Here is a 25,892-nt window from a genome sequence, read left to right on the forward strand (position 1 = left end):
GTAAAATTAACAAATATTTAGATGTGTGCCTAGTTTGCATTCATATCTTTTATTGTCAACTCAACTAATTCGATCCGTGTAGGAGTACTTTTGAGTATTTTCCATTGATATGCTCCATCTTTTATCACCTCTTGCATCTTAGGAATACGCTCACTTCGATCGATAATTAAACCAGCAATAGTTTTGTAACTTTCGCTTTCTGGTAGAGAAAGATGGAACCTTTCATTCAGATCATCTATTTCTAGCCTCCCTGAGAGTATAAAGGTGTTTTCGTCTATTTTATTTGCGATATACTCATCACTGTCATGCTCGTCTTCAATCTCTCCAAAGATCTCTTCTAAGATATCTTCATTGGTTACTATTCCTGCAGTACCACCAAACTCATCCACTACTACTGCGATACTTTCATTCTGTTTTAGAAACTTAGAAAGTAGCTTACTCGCTTCCATCGTTTCTGGAACAAAGGCAATAGTTCTCAATATATCTTTAATGCTATCAGGGTGTTTAAAAAGGTCAGAAGAGTGCACGTATCCAACGATATGATCAATCGAATTTTCAAAGATCAATATCTTACTAAATCCAGTCTCAATCAGCATCTGTTTCATTTCGGAAATAGTACTATCAATCTCCAAGGCATGTATCTCTGGACGAGGCACGATACACTCTCTTAATTTGACTTTTGAGAAATCAAGGGCATTCTTGAATAGTTTGATCTCATTCTCTGGTATATGTTCTAGGTCTTCAAGCTTATGTTCATTCAAAAGGTTGTCTAAATCGACTCTTCCAAAAATTTGCTTCTCTTGATCATTGATGACATTATTTCCTCTTGAAAAGAGTTTCATGACCACCTTTGTAAATGCCTGTGTTAGTGATGTGATAGGGTAGAAGAGAACATAGAACATCGCAACTGGGATAGAAAAAATATTGATGGCTAAGTTCGGGTTAACACGAAACAGTGCTTTGGGAAGAAATTCCGCAAAAACTAATATAAGGAGTGTTGAAAAGAGTGTCTGAAAAAGAAGTGCAGCTGTAGATGAAGTAACGTAACCATATATGAGTGGCTCTAAGATCTTTGAAAAAGCCAAACCATAGATCACTAAAGCTATATTATTTCCGACCAACATTGTGGAAATATATCTACTCGGATGTTTGGTATAGATGTTTAAAAGACGTGAGTTTAACGCATTTCGATTTTTGTCTACTTCTAATCTTAACTTGTTAGCTGACAAATATGCGATCTCCATGCCTGAAAAAAATGCAGAGAGAACCATGGTAATGATAACAATGGCAAAACTACTCATCTTAAGATAAAATTGGTTTATATTTACTTCTTTTGGATATCATTATCATCAATATCCATTTGTATCTTAGAGTTATACAGAACTCTATTCTCAAAATTCTCATCTGATTCGAATCGGTCACCAGTGATAATTCGATCTTTTTGAATGATTTTTACAAATACATCTGAATAGATCTTCTTCTCTTGTTGAAGATAGATGAGATGTTCGGTTTTAAGTGTATCTCCTTTATCGTTTGAGACAATTACATTTCCTCGTGCTTCAAATCGATGTAGTGCCTCTTCTTGTTTTCCGTAATCGGCTGAAATATGTCCAACCTGAACCCCGTCATTGTTGAAGCGTTCTACGATAAAACCTTTGGGACAAACTTTAAACTGTTCTATTTCGTCATCTACCTCTTTGGTATCAACCACTAGCACTGGAGCTGTGAAATGCATCGTAACTCTGGCTGAGTCAGTAAAAGTCATCTCAAAGTTCTCTGCTGTCGAAATAGGTACGTGCTTGTATTCAGGAAGTATATTTTGGTCACTTCCCGTATTTTTACATGAAAAAAGGAATAGAGTGGACACTACTGTAAGTAGTGCCACCATATTCCTATATTTTTTTATTACCAACATATGGTACTATTTATTTCTAGCTTTGGTTGATTCGTTAATCCATCCACCAAGCTGTATTGTTTGTCCTGATTTATATCCTTGGAAGAATAACTCATTCTTCTCAGGGAAATATTTCTTGTAAGTAGACATCTTCTTTTGAGCTTCTGCTGCAACAGATGGGTCTACTCGTTTTGCTTTTGCGAAATAGTCATAAGCCAACCAGAATACCATTGAGTGTTCAAAACTACTCTTACCGTATGTTTTTGAACCCACTGCTAAGATATTTCCTGCAAGAATATATGCTTTCCCCTCTTCTGGATCCGCTTTGATAGCTAATTTAGTATACTTAAGGGCTTTGCCAAAAGAACTTTTTTGGTAATAAAGTGCACCTAAATAGTAATTTGCAGAGAAATCATTAGCAATATTCTTCTCTGTCTTATTCATCTCAAGAGCCTTGTTCAAATACTCGATAGCTTTGTCCGCTTCTTGATTTCTCATATAACGCTGTGCCATTGAGATCGCAGATCCAGCTGATGGTTCAAGAGAATAAAGACGTTCAGCTCCTTCATTGAATAGGTCACTATCTGTACAATCCTGACGACGGAATAATCTCATCATCTTTCTTAGCATCGCGATATCGTCTGGATTTGCTTTAATCTTAGGCTCGTAAATAGCAACGATAGATTCACAATCTAGTGCTCCACTTCTTACTACCATTTTGTCTATTGAAGACTTAATCGTATTGAATGAATCACTTTCTGTTTCATCATTTGCATCGATGATCGCAGAGGTCGTATCGTAGTTCTTAATCATCTGCTCTTTGCTCAACTCTCCTATACGGTAAAGATCTCCAGAAACTTGCATATAAAGTAGGATAACTGCTGCTTGCGACTTGTTTCCTTGTTCTTTAATTGATGCATCAAGCATCGTGTAACCTTTCTTGCAAACCACCTTTAGTTGATCGTCAGTCATGTTCTCTTTATTGTACATGTGCTGAAGATAACTAATTGCTTTTCGTCCTTCAATATATCCTTTTTTACCGAAGTATTTAGCACGTTGGTCATAGATCTCTAGCTCTTTGTTCATCAACTCATCAATCTCACTCTTAGTAGAAGCAAGGTTAATGAAAGCATCATACATCTTAACCCCTTTGATATAGATGTTAACTGATGATTTAGGATACTTAGTGTAAAGAATCTTCCATGGCTTCAATGCGCTCTTATAATCCTTTTGTTTATAGAAATCAGAGAATAAGCTGTAATTTCTAGTATAGTCTGCATTCTTGGCTTTAGCTAACTCAGAATGTGAGCCTAAGTTCACACCACCTACTGCAGCTTTTGGTGCCTCAAATGGCTTTCCACCGTAGTTATAGTTAAAAACATTCCCTTCTTTACCTTCGATGTCTAACTTCTCCTCTTTGTCTGGAAATGCAAAACGAATATATTTTGATTTCGAAGAGATCGTTAGTTCATACTTGCCATCGAAACTAGTAAAAAACGAGTCTTTCGATTTGTGTGCAGACACTTCCACTCCTGCGGCTGGTTTACCTTCTTTGTAAACTACCCCGGTGATTTTCTTTTGCGCTAATGCTGCTACGCTACTCAAAGAGATTGCGATCATCAACATTAGTGTTCTTTTAAAAATTGCTTTCATTTTGATTTCAATATATAATTCTACGTATTATATTCTTAGTCGATCTTACGTTTAAAGAACCAGTAATCATGAAGTGCAAAACTAATATACAGCTTCGTGTAGTCTTGTTTAAACGTTGTACTTGTCGAGCTTCCTTTTGTTCCAAATTCTACCCCTATATTTAACGTCGAACGTTGACGTGCAATAGGCAGCCCGATACCTGCTGTAACAGCATACGTATTAATATTGTTGCCGTTGATCTTTATGTAATCCTGTTCCATTCGAACTCCTGCACGATAGGAGATTCGTTTTAAATAGTTTCTTAAAGCGAATTTCTCTGGGATCCACTCTACACCTGCAGCAGCAATGTAACGATTTCCATAAGTTACATCTTTTGTTGCATACCCAACATTATCATTGTAATCACTCCAATCTTCCATATAGAAGTCTGCCGAAAGAGTTAATTTGTTTGGAACATTATATGATGCACCTAAACCAAGACCTAAAGGTAAATTAACATCCTTTGAGCTACCTGTCATATTTTGTATGGTGTCATTCGTACTCGTTACAGATCCACCGCTCGTTATGTTGTGATTAGAATAATATCTTAGTATATCATAATCCCTTTTCAATTTAGTATTAAATTTAGCTGTAGCTCCAAATACCATATATGGACCTTTGCCTTCTGGATCCAAATCAAGCTGATATTGTAGACCTGCATCAACACCTAACCCCCTAATCCTATTCGTATTATTAAAATAGATGTCAGAACTCAATGTTTGCTTAAAGTCTGAACTTGAATTCGTTGTTAAAGTACCAAAATAATAGTTTGCATTGATCCCTAAAGACAAGTTTTTAAATAGTTTAACACCTGTTCCGAAAAAGAATTTAGAGACACTGCCGTCCCCTGAATAGAGCACTGTAGCCTCTTCTGTAGTGCCTGCTTTTAGTGTGCTGGACATCGAATAGCCTCTATTGGTATATGGTTGTAAACCAAAAGCTAGAGCTATTCCATTCTGTATACGGAAAGACAGTGCGATGTAATCAAAGTTACTGTCATTTGTATTGTTAACTGCCCCATTGCTTGCAAAACGAGTCTGTTTTCCACTCGCACCCATTTCGAATACCATAGACATACTGTCTCTTGCAGTATAAGATGCTGGATTGGCTGGGTTAATTTGGTCACGAAAACGCATACCAATAGCCGTTCCTCCCATGGCATTAGATCTACCGGTGGATTTGTTGGATAACTCTCCAAATCCAAATGCTGAAAAAGGAGAACTTGTATTGTTATTCTGTGCCATGGTGTAGTTTGAAATACAAACCATCAGAATGGCTAAACAAAAAGTGTAGAATTTATTTGTCATTATCTATGAGGATTCGGTTTAGTCCTATTAACGTTACATTTAAGTCTACAAATATGGAATTTTTTAGGATCGTTTCAAAGAAAACAGCATCTCCTCCTGTTATAATAACATGAAGATCATGATATTTTTCTGAAAAATGACTGATATATTTCTCTACTTCAAAGGTCAATCCTAACCCTACACCACTCTGTATTGCATTGGTAGTGTCTTTCCCTATCTCTTCCTCCACTGCTTTGACTTCAAGTAGTGGGAGTTTTCCCGTATAATCATGCAGTGCACGAAAACGAGTTTGTAATCCAGGAGAAATATTTCCTCCTAAATATGTTCCTGTTTGATCAATAAAATCATAGGTTATCGCTGTACCTGCATCGATAACTAAACTATTTCTGTTTGGAAAACGACTCCATGCACCAACAACGGCAGCAATGCGATCTTTACCTAGTGTTTCAGGAGTCCGATAGCTATTGTTAATGGGTAGAGTTGTTTTTTCATCTAAGAATAAAACTTTAGATAATAGTTTCATGAGATCTGCTTCGATCTGATGACGTACGTCTCGAACATCCGAAACGATAGCACTTTTGATTGGATAATCCTCTACCCATTTTGTTATCAAAGGGAGATCAAAATCAGAAGTTGACTCCAAATGGATCAACTTCTGACTTTCGAAAAGTGCATATTTAATACGGGTATTCCCAATATCAATGATCAAATTCATCTTAACCCACAAAATTCATGCTGATGTCTAGTGCCTTTACCGAATGGGTGATGGCACCAACAGAAATAAAATCAACGCCAGTCTCTGCTACAGATGCAATACGATCCAATGTCATATTTCCTGAGGCCTCCACTTTTGCACGACCATTAATAAATTCAACACACTTTCGCGTCAAGTTGTTGTCCATATTATCTAACATGATGATATCAACATCCGAAGCTACGGCCTCCTCTACCTCTTCAAAAGTGGTCGTTTCAACCTCTATCTTTATAGAATTTGGAATATGCAACCTTACTTGCTCTACAGCTTTAGTAATGCTTCCCGCCATCTTGATATGATTATCCTTAATCATCACCATGTCGTATAATCCGATTCGGTGATTCGTTCCCCCACCTGCAAAAACAGAGTACTTATCTAAGTGACGAAATGCTGGTAAGGTTTTACGTGTATCTAATATTTTTGCTTTTGTGCCTTTCGTTTCCGCAACATATTTATGAGTCTCTGTGGCAATTCCAGACATTCTTTGAAGAAAGTTAAGTGCGATTCGCTCTGCAATAAGTAGTGATCTATAAGGTCCATACATTACTGCAATAATATCTCCTTTTTTAACCCACTGTCCTTCGTCAACTAATGGCTTATAATTAATGTCTTCATCGTGATAATTAAAAACTTCGTTTACCACTTCTAGGCCTGCAATTACCCCATCCTCTTTAGCACGCATCGACGCTTTACCTTCTTTGCCCAGCGGGATGATATTATTAGAAGTAATATCACCATCTTTTAGATCTTCTTCAAATGCTGAATGTATTAAAAATGATATGTCATCAAAATCTAGCTTCATAGTTCTTTTATTGCGTTACGATTTTCTTGCAATCTAGCAAAAATAATTTTTTAATTTTATTAATGTTTTATTAATGTTTCGTATGTTCTTTAAAAGCTTCATCACTTTTGGGGTAATCACTTCGGATATGCCCCCCTCTCGACTCTTTACGTGAACTCGCCATCTCGATCATTAATAAACAACTGTTAATTCTTTGAATTATAGCTATTCCCTCAATGCTATTGGGCTCCATGACTTTTGCCTTTAGTCCCACTAGTATCTCTTGTGCTAGTGAAAGTGAATTGCCATTACGAATGATGCCCACATATTGCATCATCACAACACTCATTTCATGAATAATCTCTTGATGTTGTGTTAACGACGATTCACTAGCATGAAATAGACGTGCTATATCTGTAATCTTAACCTCTTGATCAAACTCCACAGTCTCCGCTGTCGAATGAGCTACTGCTCTATGTGCAAAGACCAAACATTCTAATAACGAATTACTCGCTAGTCGATTGGCCCCCATTACTCCTGTTGATGCCACTTCTCCTACTGCATATAGATGATTCATCGATGTCTCACCATGACTTCCCGTTGCAACTCCTCCTACCATATAGTGTGCAGCAGGGGCCACAGGTATATCCTCTTTGGTGAAGTCAATGCCTAAATCCATCAGGAAGCGATTGATAGATTGAAAACGCTCTCGCATCTTCTCTCCATCTAAATGTCTTAGGCTAAGATAAACAAAATTAGATGAATCACTTTTCATCTCTCTAAATATTGCACTAGCCACGATATCCCTTGGAGCCAGTTCACCATTCGGATGCTGACCCACCATAAACCTCTCTCCTTTAGAGTTCAAAAGATATGCCCCTTCTCCACGGACCGCTTCGCTGATCAAAAAAGAGGGTTTGCCCTCTATCGATAGTGCGGATGGATGGAATTGAATAAACTCAAGGTCCTGTACACCCACTCCTGCTGCAATGGCCATCGAAATACCATCCCCTGTAGCTGTATCAGGGTTGGTTGATCTAGAATATACTTTTGATATACCACCACTAGCCAAAACAATGTGCTTGCCGATGAATGCCTTTGACTCCCCTCTGGAAAGAGGATATGCTACGACACCATAAGCTCGATTGTCTCGATGAAGAATAGAGGTAGCAGACATGTTTTCAAATATAGTCACATTATCAAGTTTCAGAACCTGTTCTAACATAAAGGAGGTCAGTCGAGCACCTGTTTCATCTCCCCCAGCATGAAGTATCCGACGGTGAGAATGTCCCCCTTCTAATCCTAAAATAATCTCATGATGCTCATCTGTATCAAACTGCATACCTAGCTCAATCACCTCCTTGACACGGTCCACACCCTCTTTGACAAGTATGTTGACTGTCGACTCATTACACAGCTCTCTACCTGCAATCAATGTATCCTCTACATGTTTCTCTAACCTATCCTCTCTGTCATAAACACAGGCAATCCCTCCTTGCGCAAAGTGAGAGTTGCTTGTCTGAGCTGTGGATTTGGTCAGAATTGCAACGTTTCCATATTTGGATGCGTGGTATGCAGTGGCTAAGCCTGCCAATCCGCTACCTACGACAATATAATCGAAATGAAATATTTCCATGGCTTGTTTTTAGTACCCTATACCATATACAAAATTAGTATTTTCTTTTTACTAATGTCTATTTTAGATCATGCTTCCATAGAAAACAGTTAGGTCTCATATGGATTGTAATGTAACGGGTTAGTTACACCATTTCACTTTCAATAGGGTTTAGTTGTATAACTCATTGATTGCTTAACTGTTGCTGAATTCCTAAGTCCATTGGGTCTATTCGATGATAATACCTAATAACAGCATCTATTTGTCTGATACTTGTGCTATCCCTTTTCGTGACTCCACTGCAGTAATCACTTTGCTTCTGTTTATGGCGTAATAGAAAAGTATCCCATTTGAACTCTACAATTGATCGTTAGCGGTTCAACCTAAGGAACGTGTTCGTGTGGAAAAGAAGGTGTATAAATATTGATACGGTAATAAAAAAAGGCTCTTTCCGAGATTTGATGGGTAACCACATATCGCCTTCACCAAAACTAGTAACATAGAAGAGTTTAGATGCCTATTAAAGCAGTACAATTATTGAACAACAAATTCAAGATGGAAGAAGAACACGAATCAATGAAATATTGCCCTAAAGGATACAACCTGCGTGATTAAGACGTTTTAGATAAATCGAGATTCATAAAGAACTCTTAAAGCCCCCATCACCTGACTAACATGCTACTATCACCTAATTTCTCTTGGGTGTCATACCAAGAAAATTCGAAATTCCCTCACCCAAAAAGGGAAATCGATGAATGAACTTCGAGTGAACTTTGAATGAACTTCGAGCCATCTCAGGGGAAAAGCAGGAGCAAGTAGCTTGTTGGTCAGAGTAAGGTGATATTGATGTGGTCGGATGTGATAAGGGTATATGAGCATTGTTCTATTTAATATGGTCATCCACAAAGTTTCGGAAAAAGCCTAATAAAAAAGCGCTGTGTAAAGGAGTTATCCTTCACACAACGCTTTTAATAGAATTATAGATGTGATCTACAATCGAGTTGTATTATTTCTTAAGAATCTTTTGAAATTCAACGGTTCCTCTTTCCCCATGTAGTTTCACTACATATAAGCCTGGAGCCAAAGTGCTAGCATCCACACCATCTTGTGCTGTAACAGTAAGATCTGCCACTTTATTTCCTAAGATGCTATAAACCTCTACTCTGTTTATACGCTCTGTTCCTGAGATATTGAATTGTGAAACAACTGGATTAGGATAAATGGTCCATTGTGCTTGTTTCTTATCATCGCCTACTGCAGTCGAAGTAGATTTCTTTGTAGATACGTTAATATCATCTAATAACAAGTTAGTTGCTGTTGCATCACTGAAATTAGTTCTGAAAGCAAAACGTACTTTTTTTCCAGCAAAATCAGAAAGATTTACTTTTCCTGAATTTGTCCACTCTGGGGTGTAATAGTACCCCTTGTTCGTTTCTCCCCAAGTAACTCTTGATGTGATGTTATGCGTTGCAGTGATTTGATCCGCAGGATCTCCATCTCCATCATATCCTGTATATCCTTCAATTACTAGAAGTTCAATATTGTAATTTGCGAACGTTCCATATCTTACAGAGTTTTTAAATTCCATATATGCATTAGAAACATTTGTTAAGTCAAGCTCAGGTGAAATAAACCATGCTACACGATTAAGATTGGCATTTTTTCCTGTAAGTCTTACATATCTATTATCTATACCAAATTTTCCAGCTTCAAACTCTTTAGTAGAATTTGATTGGAAAACATAGAAGTTCTGTTGATTAAGATCCGCCACTTGATTAATTGCATGTTTTTCGAATTCACTTCCTACAGGGCCAATTTGATATCCATCAACGTATGCGCCACCAAAGTCAGCTCCTGCAACAGTACCATATGAATCATCTTCGAAGTCTACAGATAATGAAGATGTGAAGCCCGAGTAGTCAACTTGTTCTGTTACACGAATATCACCTATACGAAACATTAATGGAGAACCATTATCTGCTTTAGTACCAGTATAATCACAGGTGTATTTGACGGCAATTCTTACATTCTTACCAACAAACGGAGCTAGCTCAATCGTATGTCTGTAGTATTCTATTTTTGGGTCAACAGTGTTATCAATTTGTTTATATTCAGCAGGAGTAATATCAGTCCATGTTGCTGCTTGAATATTTGCACTGTTAACGTCTCCCGAAAAATCAGTTGTTGCTAGAATTTGTACTCGTGATTGTCCACCTGATTTATCTGCACTACGAATAGAGTAGTAGTAGTCAAGATTAACTGCCCCAATTGCATTTTGTAGGTTGACTTGATCTAATACTAACCAAGACTCTGTTTCGGTAACAGTTGTTCCGTTGCTTTCTAAGGCTGTTATTGCTACGTACTTGTAGTCATCCGTAGCTGCTGGACGTGTGTAATCAATTAGACTTTCACTAATTTTGTTACCCCTAGTCCAAATCTTTTCTGTTTCTGGTGCATTCCCTATAATAGTCACAGGAGTGGCTCCATTACTACCTTTTAGGTATCTTAAAGTTGGATAAAATAATACTGATTCCTGAGCGAATACACTTGAAAATGCCACTAGTGACATAGTAATTAAAAGTAGAACTTTTTTCATAAGCCAAATTGATTTTATTATTTACACTATTAGTTTTTTTGAACAGTAACTTATTCTTTGTTGATCATGAGTTTTTAAAGGTGCATGACCATGATAAAGCATAACAGTGCAAATATTATAATTCAAATTTCAACTCGATGGTATAATCGTTCAGTAGAAATATCACTATAGTCCAACGTGGGTTATCCCTATAATCGTGGTTGTGTGAATTTTGTGTTTATAATCTACTGATTTACAGGCGTGTGTGTATATGGGTAGAGTCCCATATTATTTAAATGTGCTACACAACATACATAATATTTGTCACGAGTTGTGATTAAATGTTTTGTATAGTCCACTCTTTTATTAACAATATGATTAATAGGGTAGTGTCTTGTTCTGCGTGTAAACTATTGAGGGGTAGATTCATAATTAGGCATAAATAAAAAAGGTTCGAATGAACTATCATTCGAACCCAACTTGCAATTAATGCAAAGTACGTGTTATTCCCCTTAACACTAAAACTATAACCAACTATCTATATATCTAAATCTATGAAATCTCTTTTTGAAATATCTTGTCGATCAAACAGTGTGTTTGACCAACAAGACCTAATAACTAACTAAACCGTGTTGAGAACACGAAACTAAAACCAACTATCTATATCTATATCTAAAATCTATGAAATCTCTTTTTAAAATATCTTGTCGATCAAACAGAGTGTTTGACCAACAAGACCTAATAACTAACTAAACCGTGTTGAGAACACGAAACTAAAACCAACTATCTATATCTAAATCTATGAAATCTCTTTTTAAAATATCTTGTCGATCAAACAGTATGTTTGACCAACAAGACCTAATAACTAACTAAACCGTGTTGAGAACACGAAACTAAAACCAACTATCTATATCTAAATCTATGAAATCTCTTTTTAAAATATCTTGTCGATCAAACAGAGTGTTTGACCAACAAGACCTAATAACTAACTAAACCGTGTTAAAAACACGAAACTAAAACCAACTATCTATATCTAAAATCTATGAAATCAAATTTATTGTTCTTGTAATCGAGAAAAAGATAACTTAGGATAGAACCTTGTTCTATCCTAAGTAAAATATCTGCTTATGAAAAAAAACGTGTTATTAATAATAACACAAAACTAAAACCAACTATCTATATCTATATCTAAATCTATGAAATCTCATTACTAAGAACTGTAGAGTCTTTTTTAGAAAAAAAGTGGTGGAGTAATTGATCCTCCACCGCTCAAAATATCTGCTTATGAAAAAAACGTGTTATCTTGTAACACAAAACTAAAACCAACTATCTATATCTAAAAAATCTATGAAATCTCTACAATGATTGTTGTGGTATTTACAGAAACCCAACATTTAAAAGAACTCTGTAATAAACAAGTGAACTTGTTCCCTATTTGTTACATTACAAATGTAGGGTGAAAGAACAGACATTGCGGTTAAAGCGCGGTTAATTACAGTTAACGAAAAGTTAACACACTAAATATGCTCCTTTTTATTACTTATCTTTGAACTAGTTCAGAAATAAAAGGACAATATGAAGAAAGCTTACATTAATTTATTAATTGGTCTTATGACCATCTCTTTGGCTGGTATCACAGGTATTCAAATTTATTGGATTAAGAATGCCATAGACGTCAAGAACGAAATCTTTGAACGTAGCGTTAATGATGCGATATACCAAACAGCTCGCCGACTTGAGAACTATAAGAAGATGGAGTTTGCAAACCATATTCTCTTTTCTGATTCCCTTAATATAAATAAACTACTATTAAAGGGTGGCCAGATTGTACAGGGAATGGTCCCTCAAAATATGATTCCTCAAGGTAAGGTTACAGTCGAAATTCAGGCTCACCCCTATCTAAATCAAATGAATCAGAACAACCTTCATATTGACATCCCTTTAGATCCTGAAGTAAAGCGTCAAATACAACAAAGCAGTAATTCTAAAGCAACACAACAAGTTGGTCCAACTCAGAGTGCATCTAGAAGTCTAGATGTCGAACTAAAAAATATTAATGGTTCCATTATGGAGCAAATGGGTGAAATCGAGAGCTTCATGATGAAGGTTGCCAATGAAGTTAGGAGTTGGGAAGAAGGACACAAGATGGACCCTAAGTTGGTGAATAAAATATTAAATGAAGAGTTACGTAATAAAGGAATAAAAACAGATTATGCCTACTGCTTGTCTGCCCAAAATAAGAGACTATTTTGCTCTTCTAATGAATTTGAAAGTAAAAAAGCAACTTACGCCTCTCTCTTTCCATCCGCAATACTTCGAATGGGTTATAAGCTTGGGGTTAGTTTCCCTCACCGTAAGAACTATATTGTAGGATCTATCGTTGGAATGCTGCTACTGTCCACTCTATTTTCATTAATAATTATTGTGACTTTTGCATTGAGTCTTTATCTTATATTGAAGCAGCGAAAGACATCGGCGATGCAGAATGACTTTATTAATAATATGACCCATGAGTTCAAGACTCCTATCGCGACAATTGGTGTGGCTGCCGACACAATAATGAATGACCGTATTATTGATAATCCAGAACAGATATCTTTCTTTGCACAGATGATTAAGAAAGAGAATAAACGAATGAATTCACATGTAGAGAAGATCCTTCGTATTGCTCGTTTTGAAAGAAAAGAGCTCGAATTAAACTTTACTGAATTTGATGTTCATGAACTTCTTGAGAGGTGTATACAAAGCTTTAAGCTACAAGTAGAGCAGAGAGGTGGAAGTATCTATTTCGAACCAGATGCAAAGAATCCAATGATTTTTACTGATCCGAATCACTTCTCTAGTGTGATTAATAATTTACTAGACAATGCAAATAAATATTCTTCAGAAGCTCCTGAAATAACTGTTCGTACTCGAAACAAAGAGGGCGGTGTTCTGTTCTCTGTAGAAGACAAGGGGATGGGAATGAGTCGTTCTGTTCAAAATAAAGTCTTTGAACGTTTCTATCGTCAGACCTCTGGAAATATCCATAATGTCAAAGGATTTGGTCTTGGATTGAACTATGTAAAAGCCATCGTAGATGCCCATAAAGGTAAAGTAACGGTGAAGAGTGAGCCTGGTAAAGGGAGTACATTTGAGGTCTATATTCCTCACTATGTAAACGTAAAGTAAGAAATGGTTAAAGCGTTAAAAATAATAACATATGTCAGATAAATCACGAATATTCTTTTTAGAAGATGATCTTAGTTTCGGGACGGTACTAAAATCATATTTAGAGATCAACAACTACGATGTTACATGGGTTAATGACGGAGCATTAGCTGTAGATACATTTAAGAAGAGTCATTATGATTTATGTATCCTTGATGTCATGCTTCCTAATGTCGATGGTTTCTCTGTAGGCAAAGAGATTCGACTTATTAACAAAGATATTCCGTTGATATATCTTACAGCAAAAGCGATGAAAGAAGATATTCTTCAAGGTTATCATGTTGGAGCGGATGACTATATTACTAAACCTTTTGATACTGAAGTGTTGATTTGTAAAGTTCAAGCAATTCTTAGTCGTAAAGGAAACAAAGAAGAGGAACAGCAGGAGGAGTATCGAATTGGAACAGTCTCTTTCTCTCCAATCACAAGAGTGATCAAATCAGGAAATACAACCAAACAGTTATCACCTAAGGAAGCTGCACTATTAGAACTTCTTTGTCAACATAAGAATAAACTGCTGACTAGAGAGACTGCACTGAAGAAGATTTGGGGTGAAGATGACTATTTTACTGCAAGAAGTATGGATGTGTTTATCACCAAATTGAGAAAATATATGAAACTAGATCCAAATATTGAGATTAAGAATATTCATGGAAGTGGATTTATTATGACAGATGGACCAGATCTTAGCTCTTATTAATAAAAAATAAAGATGGGGAATAGACTTTTGTGTGAAGAGTCTATTCCCCATTCTTTTGGATAAAAAAATACTATTACGCTCTAGCTTGTAGTGATTAATTCTTTATCTCCGTATAGTCATTTAATATGCCTCCGGTCAATTTAACTAAGCCTACGTTAGTTTCGATCAGACGATATTTAGATCGAACCATACCTAATGCTGCATTCTGATAAGCAATTTGAATATCACGATAGTTAAATGAGTTGATTGCTCCGACATTATATCGCTCTTGGGCAATCTCAAGATTCAATAAAGAACTCTTCTCAGCTTCATTTGCCACTTCAAAAAGCTCTCTCTCCAACATGTACTTGTTGAATTGGTTTATCAACTGATTCTTAAGCCCAAGCCATAGAGATTCCGTCCTAAGCTCTTGTACCTCTACATTATACTTAGCAACTTTCTTTGCTCGTTTCTGAATACCTCCATTAAACAAATTGTATCTCACACCCATCTCAATAAAGAGATTACTTACAGGGGCATTGCCCATCGAACCTGATGCGTCAGACCAACCATGTCCATAATTATAAGATCCCGTTACATTAACCGAAGGATAGTCTCCACTCTTTGATAAGCGGTAGTCATCTGTAATAACAGCAAGTGATAAATATTGATTGATAAGGTTACGGTTCGAACTTCTCATCTTCTGTTCCAAATCAATCATTACATAGTCCGCTTTGGGAACTTCTAATGGAGTCGTTAACTTATACGAAACAGAACTATCATCTCCCATTAGATATGCTAAGTTACGTTCTAAGTTTTGTGTCGTAACACTAAGACTTAATAACTTCGCTTTATCGGCCAAATAGTTATTCTTCGCTTGTAAGTAATCAAATTTTACCGATGTACCGACTTTACGTTGCTCTTCCACATACTTTAATCGATCGTATGAAAGTTGCTTTACACGTGCAAGTACTTCCTTTTCGGACTGGTTCTGTAACAACTGATAGTATCCTAAAATAATACTTTGAACTGTATTCTCTATTATAACCATTGCATTGCCTTCAGAGAACTTCTGTAGATCTGCTAGTTTTGCTTTGGTAATATTAATACGGAAACCATCAAATAGTACCCAATTTAATGTTACCCCACCTGTAACACTATATTGATGTGAAAGGGTCGGAGAATAATTATCTTGGTTGGTTCCTTTGCCAACAAAGGTTATAGATGGGTATCTTCCAGCTTGTCCCCAACTGTTAAGTGTGGTAGCCTTTGCTACCTCTTTGTCTTGAATCCTGATATCATAGTTGTTCTCTAACCCTCTCTGAATTGCTTCTTCTAATGAGAGAGGTTGTTGTGCCCATGCTCCTAATGGCAATAAAAACAAACATAAACATCTAAATAGTATCTTCATTATATTCTTCTTTTGAAGTGTAAACCCACTCTTCCACTTATAATTTTCATTATAAGTAGAAGAGTGTTATGATATAAACTAAGAAAACTTATGACGCTCAGTCATCATTATTTAGATGCAAATCTAAATCGCCAACCAACGTATTGACATCTTTCGATGAGTCATACATTATCTGTTTCTTCGCATTGACATTCACAATCTCAACTTCTCTAGCCGAAGGCGTATGCCATTCCCATTTTCCCGTGTCAATATAACGCTTAATCGTCACTCTAAGTCCTTTAGATGCTCTTCTTGCATCATTTAGTATCATAACCAATGATGGGAAGAAGAGTAGAATAAATAGTGTACCAAACGCCACTCCATATGCCAATGAAACTGCCATTGGGATCAGGAACTGTGCTTGGAAACTCTTCTCTAGAATTAGAGGATAAAGCCCAATACTTGTGGTTAATGTGGTCAGTAGTATCGCACGTAATCTCGACTTTGCCGCTTTATGTATTGCATGCTCTGGCATGTCCCCATCAAGAATATTACTGTTATAGGTGGACAGAAAGACGACGGCATCATTAATTATCACTCCTGTTAAAGCAATAATTCCCCATACGGATAACAGAGATACTGGTTTTCCACATAATCCATGACCCCAGAATGCGCCAATAATTGCTAACGGTATCATCATCAAAACCAATAGTGGCTGTTGAAATGATTTGAAGTGTATCATCAAAATAGTTACTATAATAAAGAAAGCAATAGAGTAGTAGAAACTGACAGTATCCATCGCCTCTTTACTCTCTTTCTGTTGCCCTTGACTCTCAATCTTAACGGTAGGGAATCGTTTCTGAAGCTCTACAAGATCACTCTTTTGTATCTCCGTTAAGATGTCCGTGACCGAACTTTTTGGATCTACTACATCCGCTTCTACTTTTACTTCTCGATAACCATCATATCTTTTAATTGACACGGGCCCACGAGTTACATGATAATCTGTCAATTCCGACAGTGGATAACTCCCTGCTGGTGTCTTGATCCTCATCTGTTCTAGCTGTCCAACACGCTCTCTGTCCGACAGTGGATAACGAACCCAAACACGTAATTCATCTCGACCACTTTGAAGTCGTTGCGCTTGATCACCATAGAAGCCTTGACGTACTTGATTGGCAATAAAAGCTTCGTTTAATCCTAGAGAGAAAGCTTTATCCTTAAGCTCTAATAGTATCTCCTGTTTTCCAAGCGTATTATTGTCATTGACATTCTTAAGCTTTGGGTTATTTAACAACCGTGATTCTAGAAAATGTTTTGCCCCATCTAATGCTTCCTTATCACGACTTAGTAAGCTAAGTGATACTGGTTTACCAAACATGCTTTGTCCAGCAATAGAGAACTTCTGAAGTTCTGGTACTGATCCAATCTTATTCTTCACTAAGTTGGTTAACTCGTGAGAAGAGACAGGTAGCCCCTCTAGGTTTCGTGGAAAACAGTCAATTTTACCTGCATGTGAACCACTTTCAAGTCCATTAAATGAACTTCCTAAAACAACGAAAGTCTCTTTTATAAATGATTGAGTGGTATCCATCTGATGATCCGTAAGCTTACTTATCCATGATGGTTCAAGTTCTTTTATTGCATCACCATGTACTTGCATTAATGAATCGTTCACCTCCCATACTGCTTTGTTGAAAATGTCTAGATACTCTTGCGTTCGTTTCTCTCCAGAACCTGGAGTAAAAGCGAAGTCAATAGTAAAAGAGTCGAACTCCATGGCAGGGAAGAATGTCGTACGTATCCATCTGGCTTGAAACATAGCACCAGTGACAATCATCATGGCTATTGGTACAAAGATCACAATATAGCGCCAACGAATAGAGAGTGTTAGGTATTTATCATAGATGATATCTCTTAGCCAATGGATAAAACGTTCCATAATTCGACGTATCCAATTTTGTTTCTCTTCTCTTTTACTTGGATCGAGTGACTTCGAACTACCCAAGTGAGCAGGAAGGACAAAGAAGGCTTCAAACAGAGAGAAGAATAGACAGAGGATCACAACATAGGCCATCTCCCTCATGGTCTCCATCTGGTTCTTTAAGAACAATAGAGGCATAAAAGCAACCATCGTGGTAATTACAGATGTAAGAACGGATGGGACTACCTCCATAGTACCATTAACGGCAGCTCTCAAAGGTTTCTCACCACGCTCAATATGTTGAAAGATATTCTCTCCAATAACAATACCATCATCTACTAATATACCAATCACAAGGATCATACCGAACAATGAGATCATATTAATGGTCAATCCCATTAAATTGGCAACGATAAACATCGATAGGAATGAGGAAGGGATACCCCACGCCACCCAGAAGGAGAGACGTAAATTCAAAAATAGAGCTAGCGTGATCAAAACAAGTATCAAACCTGTTAGTCCATTTGATGTCAATAGATCAAGACGACTCTGTAAGATCTCCATAAATGAGAACTCATTCCTCATCGCAACACCTTGGTGTGTCTTGTTAAATTCAGTAATATAATCGTCTACATAAACCGTGATATCTTCTAGATCTTCACTATTCAGTTTATTGACCATCATACTTACGAGCGGCTTACCTCGTTTCTGAAATCTCAATGGTATATCTGCAAATTTCCTCTTAACAACAGCAATATCACCAATACGAATATCTGCACCATTCACATTCGATTTTAGTACGATATTCGCAATGTCGTTAGGCTTTGCCGAGCGTGAACGGAATCGAATTAATACCTCTTCCTCTTGTGACTTGATCTGTCCTCCAGACATGTCTCTATTATTCGAACGAATAGCATTGGTGATCTGGTCAAAAGTGATTTGGTAACGCATCAAATCATCCTCTTTTACCTCCACTGATATTTCCAAATCAGGATACCCCATTATCGATACTTGACTGATCACCCCTGAGGCATAAAAGTCTTCTTGCACTTGCTGTGCGTACTTCTTCAGATCTTGTAGCTCTATATCTCCATTAAATGAGATATAGAGTGCCATGGAAGTGTTACGCTGTTTATAAACTATTGGACGCTCTGCCGCGGAAGGGAAGGATGAAATTCCATCTACAGCATTCTTTACATCCATTAATGTTTCGTCAATATCGATAGTTCCCGTGGTTTCAATCTGTACCGAGCAACTATTCTCTGAAGAGGTGGAGGTGATTTGTTTAATCCCGACCAACCCTCGCACTGCTTCTTCAATACGCGAAGTGACTCCCTCTTCCATCTCTACGGGTGAAGCACCAGGATAGAAAACAGAGACATAAATATTACGGCTACTTACCTCGGGGAAGAAAGATTTCTTCATCGACTTGTAACTCACAATACCTCCGATAAGTAGAAATATAATAATAAGGTTTGCGTAAAAAGGATACTTTACAAATTCTGATACTAACTTTCTCATCGTGTTGCAGAATTAAGTAATTTAACCTTCGTATTTTCTCTTGCATCAACCAATGGTTCGTCTACTACCATTGCACCCTCTTCTAGACCAGAAACAAGAATATCTTTATCTTCAATCTTGCGGATCTCTACCTCCTTCTTTATTAAGAGGTCATCTTTTACAATAAAAACTTGATTGTGGTTGAATACACTACTTCTAGGAAGACGCATTACATGTTTTACCGTAAAGTTCTGATATACCACACGTACATACTGCCCATAGAATAGATTTGGCATCTCATATCTGTTAATTCCCACGAACACACTTAATGATTGTGTGCCTGCATCTACAAATGGTGATATCCTAGTGATATTTCCCACACCTAAATCTTCACCCAGCTCTGTTTGGATAGAGACTTTCATTCCTCTCTTTACCCACTGAATATACTTCGCTTCTAATGGCACTTCAATCTCCAGTCGAGAGTTATCTACCATCATCGCGATCTGTTGTCCTGGGTTTACAAATGACCCAACTTCAACATTCACCGAAGTGAACGTACCATCAAAAGGAGCATAACCTGAAAAGCGTTTCAATCTTAGCTCATTCTGTTTGATACGATAGTAGGTATTCAAGAAATTACGTGTTGCAAGAAAGGTTTTAAACTTACTGCTTGAATCGATATCCTGTTGAGGTAGTGCAGGAAGATCTTTATCCAAGGTTATCTGATCGAAAAAAGAGTGGAATGTTGGGTAGACATTCGGAAAATCGATCTTAATATCAGGTAACATTCTCGCAACAATAGTAAGAAATTCACTCTTCGATGCTCTCAAGGCCAACTGATCTTCTTTATCATAGATCTGATATAGTTTATCTGACTTTTTAAATCGAGCCCCTTTCTTTAGTGAGATCTTACCTGACATCAATTTCCCTGATGCCTCAGCGCTCAATGCTACGATATTTTTAGATAAAACTCTCCCCTGAGAATTAATGGGAGAACTTAACTCAGCATACTTTACAGGGATCGCATGAACATAACGTATGCTCTCTTCTACTTTCGCCTCCTTTTTCTCTTCCTTTCCTCCAGCAAGCATCGCTTGAAAGGCCATAGAAAAAGCAAGTAAAATAATAATTCCAATAGTGGTTACAATGACTTTTCGCTTAATCATAGAAATGTTGTTTAACAAAGTTCAATACAATCTTCTTATCCGTTTAGTTAATCCCCAAAAAACAATATTAGGCTGTTTTACACAAAAATACATATATCATGTCGTATTAACAACCACCCTATTATTTATTCATATTTATATAACAGTAACATGGTTTTTACTAAAATTAAATCGAAAACCACAGTGCATCTTATTGCATTGAGCAGAGGAGGAGGGAAATTACACTTACAACCATTAGATCGTAAAAGGGATTAAATGTTTATGGCTAACTCAAGGGAGTCAGCCATAAACGTAAAGCGCATTAAGGGGACATTAATAATCTTTATATTATTGGGTGTGTATTATTAATATAATTGGTGTCACTTCTTTGTTAGCATCTTCTCTCTAATCTTTACTCTTCTCTTATACTGTTTACTCGAGAGATATCTATCGATATAATGTTGATCTAAACGATCAGAGTCTCCATACTTCTCTCTTAATGAATCCAATTTCATGTGAAGATTTTCTTGTATTCGTACATACGATGGATTACCGTATAGATTATGCATCTCTTCAGGATCATTCTCCATGTCATACATCTCCCATGTATCAGAGTCATAATAAAAGTGAATTAACTTATATCTCTCTGTTCGTATGCCATGGTGCCTTTCCACACTATGCTCTCCTGGGTATTCATAATAGGTGTAGTAGATACTGTTACGCCACTTGTGGTCCGAGCCATTAAGTAGAGATCGGAACGACTCCCCTTGCATATCTTTAGGGATGTCAATATTGGCATAGTCTAAAAATGTAGGAGCAAAGTCAATATTCTGAACCAGCTTATTTTCAATGGTATGTGATTTAATCTCTTTAGGGTACTTCATAAGAATAGGGGTTCTAAATGACTCTTCGTACATAAATCGTTTATCAAACCACCCATGTTCACCAAGATAAAATCCTTGATCTGAAGTGTATACGATGATTGTATTTTCGGCTAGTCCCTCAGCATCTAAATAGTCTAGGAGCTCTCCTACACCATCATCAACAGATTGAATCGTACTTAGATAATCTTTCATATACCTATCATACTTCCATTCTGCGAGTGCTTTTCCTTTTAGGTTCTTCTCTTTGAACTCTTTAATTAATGGTGCATAGTATGCATCCCATTGAGCTCTCTGTGTGGAGTCCATTCGGTTGTAGTTTCTCTGTGCATGTTTTCTATAGTGGGAAGGGATCTCCTGCTTTTCATCTAACATTTTAAGATCATAGGCTAGATCCATATGTTCATAGATCCCCATCTCATGATGTTTTGCTGCAACTCTACCGTCATAATTATCATAGAAATTCTTGGGCAGTTCAAAATGTTGATCATCGAACATTCCCATATATTTAGGCTCTGGCATCCAAGATCTGTGGGGTGCTTTTTGATGATACATCAAAAAGAAAGGCTTATCTTTTTTACGACCACTTTTTAACCAATCCATGGCAATATTGGTCGTAATAGTTGTGCAATATCCATGGTACCGTTTAGGATTACCATTCTCAATAAAATCGGGGTTATAATACTGTCCTTGTCCAACTAGAACATTTGAATAACTAAACCCCTGTGGCAAACCATTCAGGTGGATCTTACCAATAAGTGCGGTCTCATAACCTGCGCGTTGCAGCTCTTTTGCAATATTATTCTGATTCCAGTCAAATGGATGTACATTATCGACTTTTCCATTTGCAAAACTGTGCTTCCCTGTTAACATGGCAGCCCTACTAGGTGCACATATTGAGTTGTTTACATACCCATGGGTGAAAAGGACACCTTCATCTGCAATACGGTCTATATTTGGAGTGTTGTTGATTCCACCTTCATAAGCACTTATCGCTTTGAAAGCATGATCATCACTCATAATAAAGATAATATTGGGTTGTGATACCTCCTTCTGAATACTTTCTCGACATGACCATGATAATGCTGGGAGCATCAGTCCCAGTAGTGTTACTCTTAGTTTTCTCATTCTGTTATCTGTTTTGGACATAACAATTCATGCTAATGTGTTGTCAACAAAACTATTTTAATTCACCAAATCTCATGTTTAATATGCAACAGCCAATGTCTAGTATTACTTATTTATCAAGGAAGATTCTCTCTATACAATGATCATGGTAGATAAAGGCTATTAAAAGTCGAATATGGATGCGATCATTTAAATAAAATATTGACATTGATAAAGAGGGAGAGAGGAACTATATCACGTTTTTGATTAAAACTCAATATTTTTAATGTTTCAGGCTGTCCATAATAGTCCCACGATATCTGTTTCCTCGACATGATGCTAGGATTGAGACAATTTAAGGTGCTTGAAACTTTATGGGTTCTCATTAATCTGTAAATTTGAAGAATATCATCAATGAAACTTGCTAAAACCATATATTATGAAGATAGGTGAGATCTTAATAAATGTCGCATCTTGTGGATTGTGCTTTGCAATACCTCATGTTGCAATGTCTCAAAAGACCAAGTCGTTAGAAGAGTATAACGTAGTTGTTTTTACAGCAGATGACCTAGGTCCAGCTGGAATGGGATTAAACTCATTTGGAGGTGAGGTGAAAGAGTTGACACCTCATTTAGATAGTTTTGCTAAAAAAGGAGTACGATTCCGAAATGCACATGTCAACAGTGCAATATGTATGCCTAGTCGAGGAACCATCGCTACTGGTCAATATGGTTTCCATTCGGGGCATCATGGTTTTATCTATGCAAATGAGGAGGTGCCTACCATGATGGAGCAGTTTCAAGCTAGTGGCTATCAAACGGGAGTGTTGGGTAAGGTTGCTCACTCTTCGGCTAAATTCTCAACTCGATGGGACTACTATAAGTTGAAAAAGAGTCTAGGGAGCGGGCGTAATCCAGATAAATATTATCACTATACCAAAGAGTTTATTCAGAACTGTCAACAGAAGAATGAACCATTCTATCTCATGGTTAACTCCCATGATCCACACCGTCCTTATTATGATCCACAAAAAGGCCTACAACCAGGAGCATCCCATCCTTCTAAGGTTTACTCTCCGGATGAGGTATTTATTCCAAAGTTCCTCGCTGACCTTCCTCAAGTAAGAAGAGAAATGTCACAATACTACTCTTCAACAAGAAGACTCGATGATACTTTTAAAAGGGTGATGGATGCACTTTCTGAATCTTCTGTTTTGGATCATACCATCGTAATATTTTTATCGGACAATGGTATTGCTATGCCTTTCTCCAAAGCGAATTGTTACTTAAAATCGACACAAACATCGATGTTTGTATATGCCCCATCTCTATTTAAACCACATCAAGTGAAAGATGAGTATGTCTCTACAATAGACCTGTATCCTACCATTATGGATCTGTTGAAGCTCTCTGCACCTAAAGAGGTCGATGGTGCTTCATTTCTTCCCCTACTAAAGGGAAAGCATCAAAGAGATCGTAATAGTGTATTTACACAAATTGACTATATTAATAGGGCTGGAGAGTATCCAATGAGATGCATTCAAGATAAAAGTTATGGTTACATCTTTAACCCTTGGAGTGATGGAAAAAGAACCTATCATAATGCCAATGAGGGGAAAGTGCTTCAAGCGATGAAAGAGAGTGTGGAGATGCTGCATCAAAAACGTGTAGATCTTTTTAGATATCGTGCTGTCGAAGAGTTCTATGATCTTAAAAGCGATCCCGACTGCTTGAATAACCTTATTGATAACCCTCGTTTTGCAAAACAAGTACGACAATATAGAGATAAGATGAGAAAGACAATGAAACGAACCAATGATCCTTTAATTAGTTCGTTTGAGCTTTTAAATACTCCTGAAGAGATGTATGTTGAAACCCATCGAATCTATACTGAGGTAATGCCTTTCCGTAAAGGAGATAACCGTAAATATGAGAAATCACTTCGTGATTGAGTAATATACGTTCTATATTGAAACAATGGAACGAAAGAACAATCGAAACTTTAATATAGAATGGATAAAGGTACTCACAGATCGCTACATCATAGTAGTCTGCTTCTACCTTCTTTCGACCCTCATTCTACTATGATCTATATAATGGTCACATATGGTTCATCTACTGTTCACACAAAATGTGACGGAGATATAAGTAATATATGACCAATATGTGACCATTATATGAACAAAAGACGAAGGAGGGTAGGAGCAGACACCTATCGTCGTGCTTTAGGATATAAAGCAAACAGATCTTTTTTGTATTGAAATTTCATGGGTCGAACTCTCTTTAGAGACATAAAAAAAGGAAGTGATCCATAGATACACTTCCTTGTAATTCAGTTCTATTTAGATGCCCATCGATATATGAAGAGGGCAATGATTGTATAGACTATATTGGGGATCCAAACAGCGATAAATGGATCGGTACTACCACTTACTGCAAATACTTTGGTGATCTGCATAAACATGATATAAGAGAAGCTAAGAAGCAGCCCTAATGCAATGTGAAGTCCAATGCCTCCCCTGGTCTTACGGGATGCAAGTGCTACACCAATAATAGTAAGAATAAAGGTGGAGAATGGGCCTGAAGTTCTTTCATGTTTCATGATAAGATACTCTTCAAGGTTTGATACTCCTCTTAGCTTTTGACTCTCGATGTAGTCGTTAAGCTCAAAAAGATTCATCTTCTCAGCCTCATTAACACGCGTCTTGAACTCTTTCGGATGAATTGTTAAAGTGGTGTCAATTTTCTTTCCAAATGTGAGTGTCTCTTTTCCACTCTTGTCGATATCACGAATATAGTAGTCGTGGATGGTCCACTTCTCTTTCTCTTTATCCCATCGAATATATTGAGACATAAGTTTTGAAACAAGCTTATTGTTTTCCACTCTCTCTAGAGAGAAACGGTGTCCTGTATCTGTGTTTACATTATATCGACTCATATACATATAAACCCCAGGTTGTATCTGTTTGTGGATGTTGCTCTCCGTATTGTAGTACTTCCCTTTGATATAGGTGTTCTTGAAGTCTAGCATCTTGATGTTGGAGTGTGGGATAACAAAGTTACCCAATATCCAAGACATCGACCCAATAAGGAACGCAGAGACCAAATAAGGACGCATTAGACGCCTATAGGTAACTCCTCCTGCAAGAATACCAATGATCTCAGAGTTTGATGCCATCTTCGATGTGAAGAAGATCACTGAGATAAAGGTGAAAAGACCAATAAAAAGGTTGGCAAAGTAAGGTATCCAATTTAAATAGAAATCAAAAATGATTGCTTTCAATGGAGCTTCACTGTCAATAAAATCATCCACATGTTCACTAATATCAAATACAATAGAGATACTTAAGATTAGTGTGATGGAAAGGAAGAAAGTTCCGAGGAACTTTCTTATGATATAATAATCAATTTTTTGTAAGAATGGCTTCATATGCTGCGC

16 protein-coding genes are annotated in these 25,892 nt (G+C 37.0%); 3 read left to right on the forward strand and 13 right to left on the reverse strand.

Annotated features, from left to right (window positions below):
• Positions 1-29 precede the first annotated feature (29 nt).
• The 8 genes from K5X82_14560 to K5X82_14595 form a co-directional block, all read right to left on the reverse strand.
• On the reverse strand, positions 30-1,301 hold the full coding sequence (locus K5X82_14560) for a hemolysin family protein (GenBank protein ID QZT36467.1): 1,272 nt from the start codon (positions 1,299-1,301) through the stop codon (positions 30-32).
• A 23-nt stretch (positions 1,302-1,324) separates the two neighbouring features.
• Positions 1,325-1,915, reverse strand: a complete 591-nt coding sequence (gene lptC / locus K5X82_14565; GenBank protein ID QZT36468.1) for an LPS export ABC transporter periplasmic protein LptC — start codon at positions 1,913-1,915, stop codon at positions 1,325-1,327.
• A 6-nt stretch (positions 1,916-1,921) separates the two neighbouring features.
• On the reverse strand, positions 1,922-3,547 hold the full coding sequence (locus tag K5X82_14570; protein QZT36469.1) for a tetratricopeptide repeat protein: 1,626 nt from the start codon (positions 3,545-3,547) through the stop codon (positions 1,922-1,924).
• A gap of 35 nt (positions 3,548-3,582) precedes the next feature.
• Positions 3,583-4,893, reverse strand: a complete 1,311-nt coding sequence (locus K5X82_14575; protein QZT36470.1) for a hypothetical protein — start codon at positions 4,891-4,893, stop codon at positions 3,583-3,585.
• Entirely contained in the window at positions 4,883-5,608 is a 726-nt protein-coding gene (locus tag K5X82_14580; GenBank protein ID QZT36471.1) for a type III pantothenate kinase, read from the reverse strand. Before K5X82_14580 ends, K5X82_14575 begins: the two co-directional genes overlap by 11 nt.
• Position 5,609: 1 nt before the next feature.
• Positions 5,610-6,449 (reverse strand): carboxylating nicotinate-nucleotide diphosphorylase, encoded by an 840-nt coding sequence (gene nadC, locus K5X82_14585; GenBank protein QZT36472.1) that lies wholly within the window; start codon positions 6,447-6,449, stop codon positions 5,610-5,612.
• A gap of 70 nt (positions 6,450-6,519) precedes the next feature.
• The gene (gene nadB, locus K5X82_14590; GenBank protein ID QZT36473.1) at positions 6,520-8,064 is read right to left on the reverse strand and encodes an L-aspartate oxidase; all 1,545 of its coding nucleotides are present in this window, start codon (positions 8,062-8,064) and stop codon (positions 6,520-6,522) included.
• A 985-nt stretch (positions 8,065-9,049) separates the two neighbouring features.
• Positions 9,050-10,639, reverse strand: coding sequence for a choice-of-anchor J domain-containing protein (locus K5X82_14595; protein QZT36474.1), 1,590 nt, complete (start codon positions 10,637-10,639; stop codon positions 9,050-9,052).
• A gap of 1,554 nt (positions 10,640-12,193) precedes the next feature.
• On the opposite strand from K5X82_14595, the gene K5X82_14600 reads away from it, so the two are divergent.
• Together K5X82_14600 and K5X82_14605 are read left to right on the forward strand one after the other, a co-directional pair.
• Complete coding sequence (locus K5X82_14600) at positions 12,194-13,789, forward strand: HAMP domain-containing histidine kinase (protein ID QZT36475.1); 1,596 nt, start codon at positions 12,194-12,196, stop codon at positions 13,787-13,789.
• A gap of 31 nt (positions 13,790-13,820) precedes the next feature.
• On the forward strand, positions 13,821-14,528 hold the full coding sequence (locus K5X82_14605) for a response regulator transcription factor (GenBank protein QZT36476.1): 708 nt from the start codon (positions 13,821-13,823) through the stop codon (positions 14,526-14,528).
• Positions 14,529-14,622: 94 nt separating this feature from the next.
• Here the strand turns inward: K5X82_14605 and K5X82_14610 are convergent, their stop codons facing one another.
• From K5X82_14610 to K5X82_14625, 4 genes are all read right to left on the reverse strand, one after another.
• Positions 14,623-15,918 carry a TolC family protein gene (locus K5X82_14610; GenBank protein QZT36477.1) on the reverse strand — a complete coding sequence of 432 codons (1,296 nt, stop codon included), beginning with the start codon at positions 15,916-15,918 and terminating at the stop codon, positions 14,623-14,625.
• A gap of 97 nt (positions 15,919-16,015) precedes the next feature.
• On the reverse strand, positions 16,016-19,342 hold the full coding sequence (locus K5X82_14615; protein ID QZT36478.1) for an efflux RND transporter permease subunit: 3,327 nt from the start codon (positions 19,340-19,342) through the stop codon (positions 16,016-16,018).
• Complete coding sequence (locus K5X82_14620; protein ID QZT36479.1) at positions 19,339-20,487, reverse strand: efflux RND transporter periplasmic adaptor subunit; 1,149 nt, start codon at positions 20,485-20,487, stop codon at positions 19,339-19,341. Before K5X82_14620 ends, K5X82_14615 begins: the two co-directional genes overlap by 4 nt.
• A gap of 359 nt (positions 20,488-20,846) precedes the next feature.
• On the reverse strand, positions 20,847-22,475 hold the full coding sequence (locus K5X82_14625; GenBank protein ID QZT36480.1) for a sulfatase: 1,629 nt from the start codon (positions 22,473-22,475) through the stop codon (positions 20,847-20,849).
• 418 nt (positions 22,476-22,893) lie between these two features.
• Here K5X82_14625 and K5X82_14630 point away from each other — a divergent pair, with 418 nt between their 5' ends.
• Entirely contained in the window at positions 22,894-24,405 is a 1,512-nt protein-coding gene (locus K5X82_14630; GenBank protein ID QZT36481.1) for a sulfatase, read from the forward strand.
• 386 nt (positions 24,406-24,791) lie between these two features.
• Here K5X82_14630 and K5X82_14635 read toward each other — a convergent pair whose 3' ends face one another.
• On the reverse strand, positions 24,792-25,883 hold the full coding sequence (locus K5X82_14635) for an LptF/LptG family permease (protein ID QZT36482.1): 1,092 nt from the start codon (positions 25,881-25,883) through the stop codon (positions 24,792-24,794).
• Positions 25,884-25,892: the final 9 nt, after the last annotated feature.

This window comes from Prolixibacteraceae bacterium, assembly GCA_019856515.1.
GTDB classification, from domain to species: domain Bacteria; phylum Bacteroidota; class Bacteroidia; order Bacteroidales; family Prolixibacteraceae; genus Halosquirtibacter; species Halosquirtibacter xylanolyticus.

What these genes read in the sequence shown, in the direction of transcription:
- K5X82_14570 (QZT36469.1), bottom strand. Translation starts at nt 3,547, where the DNA reads ATGAAAGCAATTTTTAAAAGAACACTAATGTTGATGATCGCAATCTCT.
- nadC (QZT36472.1), bottom strand. Translation starts at nt 6,449, where the DNA reads ATGAAGCTAGATTTTGATGACATATCATTTTTAATACATTCAGCATTT.
- K5X82_14615 (QZT36478.1), bottom strand. Translation starts at nt 19,342, where the DNA reads ATGAGAAAGTTAGTATCAGAATTTGTAAAGTATCCTTTTTACGCAAAC.
- K5X82_14575 (QZT36470.1), bottom strand. Translation starts at nt 4,893, where the DNA reads ATGACAAATAAATTCTACACTTTTTGTTTAGCCATTCTGATGGTTTGT.
- nadB (QZT36473.1), bottom strand. Translation starts at nt 8,064, where the DNA reads ATGGAAATATTTCATTTCGATTATATTGTCGTAGGTAGCGGATTGGCA.
- K5X82_14605 (QZT36476.1), top strand. Translation starts at nt 13,821, where the DNA reads ATGTCAGATAAATCACGAATATTCTTTTTAGAAGATGATCTTAGTTTC.
- K5X82_14580 (QZT36471.1), bottom strand. Translation starts at nt 5,608, where the DNA reads ATGAATTTGATCATTGATATTGGGAATACCCGTATTAAATATGCACTT.
- K5X82_14610 (QZT36477.1), bottom strand. Translation starts at nt 15,918, where the DNA reads ATGAAGATACTATTTAGATGTTTATGTTTGTTTTTATTGCCATTAGGA.
- K5X82_14630 (QZT36481.1), top strand. Translation starts at nt 22,894, where the DNA reads ATGAAGATAGGTGAGATCTTAATAAATGTCGCATCTTGTGGATTGTGC.
- K5X82_14560 (QZT36467.1), bottom strand. Translation starts at nt 1,301, where the DNA reads ATGAGTAGTTTTGCCATTGTTATCATTACCATGGTTCTCTCTGCATTT.
- lptC (QZT36468.1), bottom strand. Translation starts at nt 1,915, where the DNA reads ATGTTGGTAATAAAAAAATATAGGAATATGGTGGCACTACTTACAGTA.
- K5X82_14600 (QZT36475.1), top strand. Translation starts at nt 12,194, where the DNA reads ATGAAGAAAGCTTACATTAATTTATTAATTGGTCTTATGACCATCTCT.
- K5X82_14625 (QZT36480.1), bottom strand. Translation starts at nt 22,475, where the DNA reads ATGAGAAAACTAAGAGTAACACTACTGGGACTGATGCTCCCAGCATTA.
- K5X82_14595 (QZT36474.1), bottom strand. Translation starts at nt 10,639, where the DNA reads ATGAAAAAAGTTCTACTTTTAATTACTATGTCACTAGTGGCATTTTCA.
- K5X82_14620 (QZT36479.1), bottom strand. Translation starts at nt 20,487, where the DNA reads ATGATTAAGCGAAAAGTCATTGTAACCACTATTGGAATTATTATTTTA.
- K5X82_14635 (QZT36482.1), bottom strand. Translation starts at nt 25,883, where the DNA reads ATGAAGCCATTCTTACAAAAAATTGATTATTATATCATAAGAAAGTTC.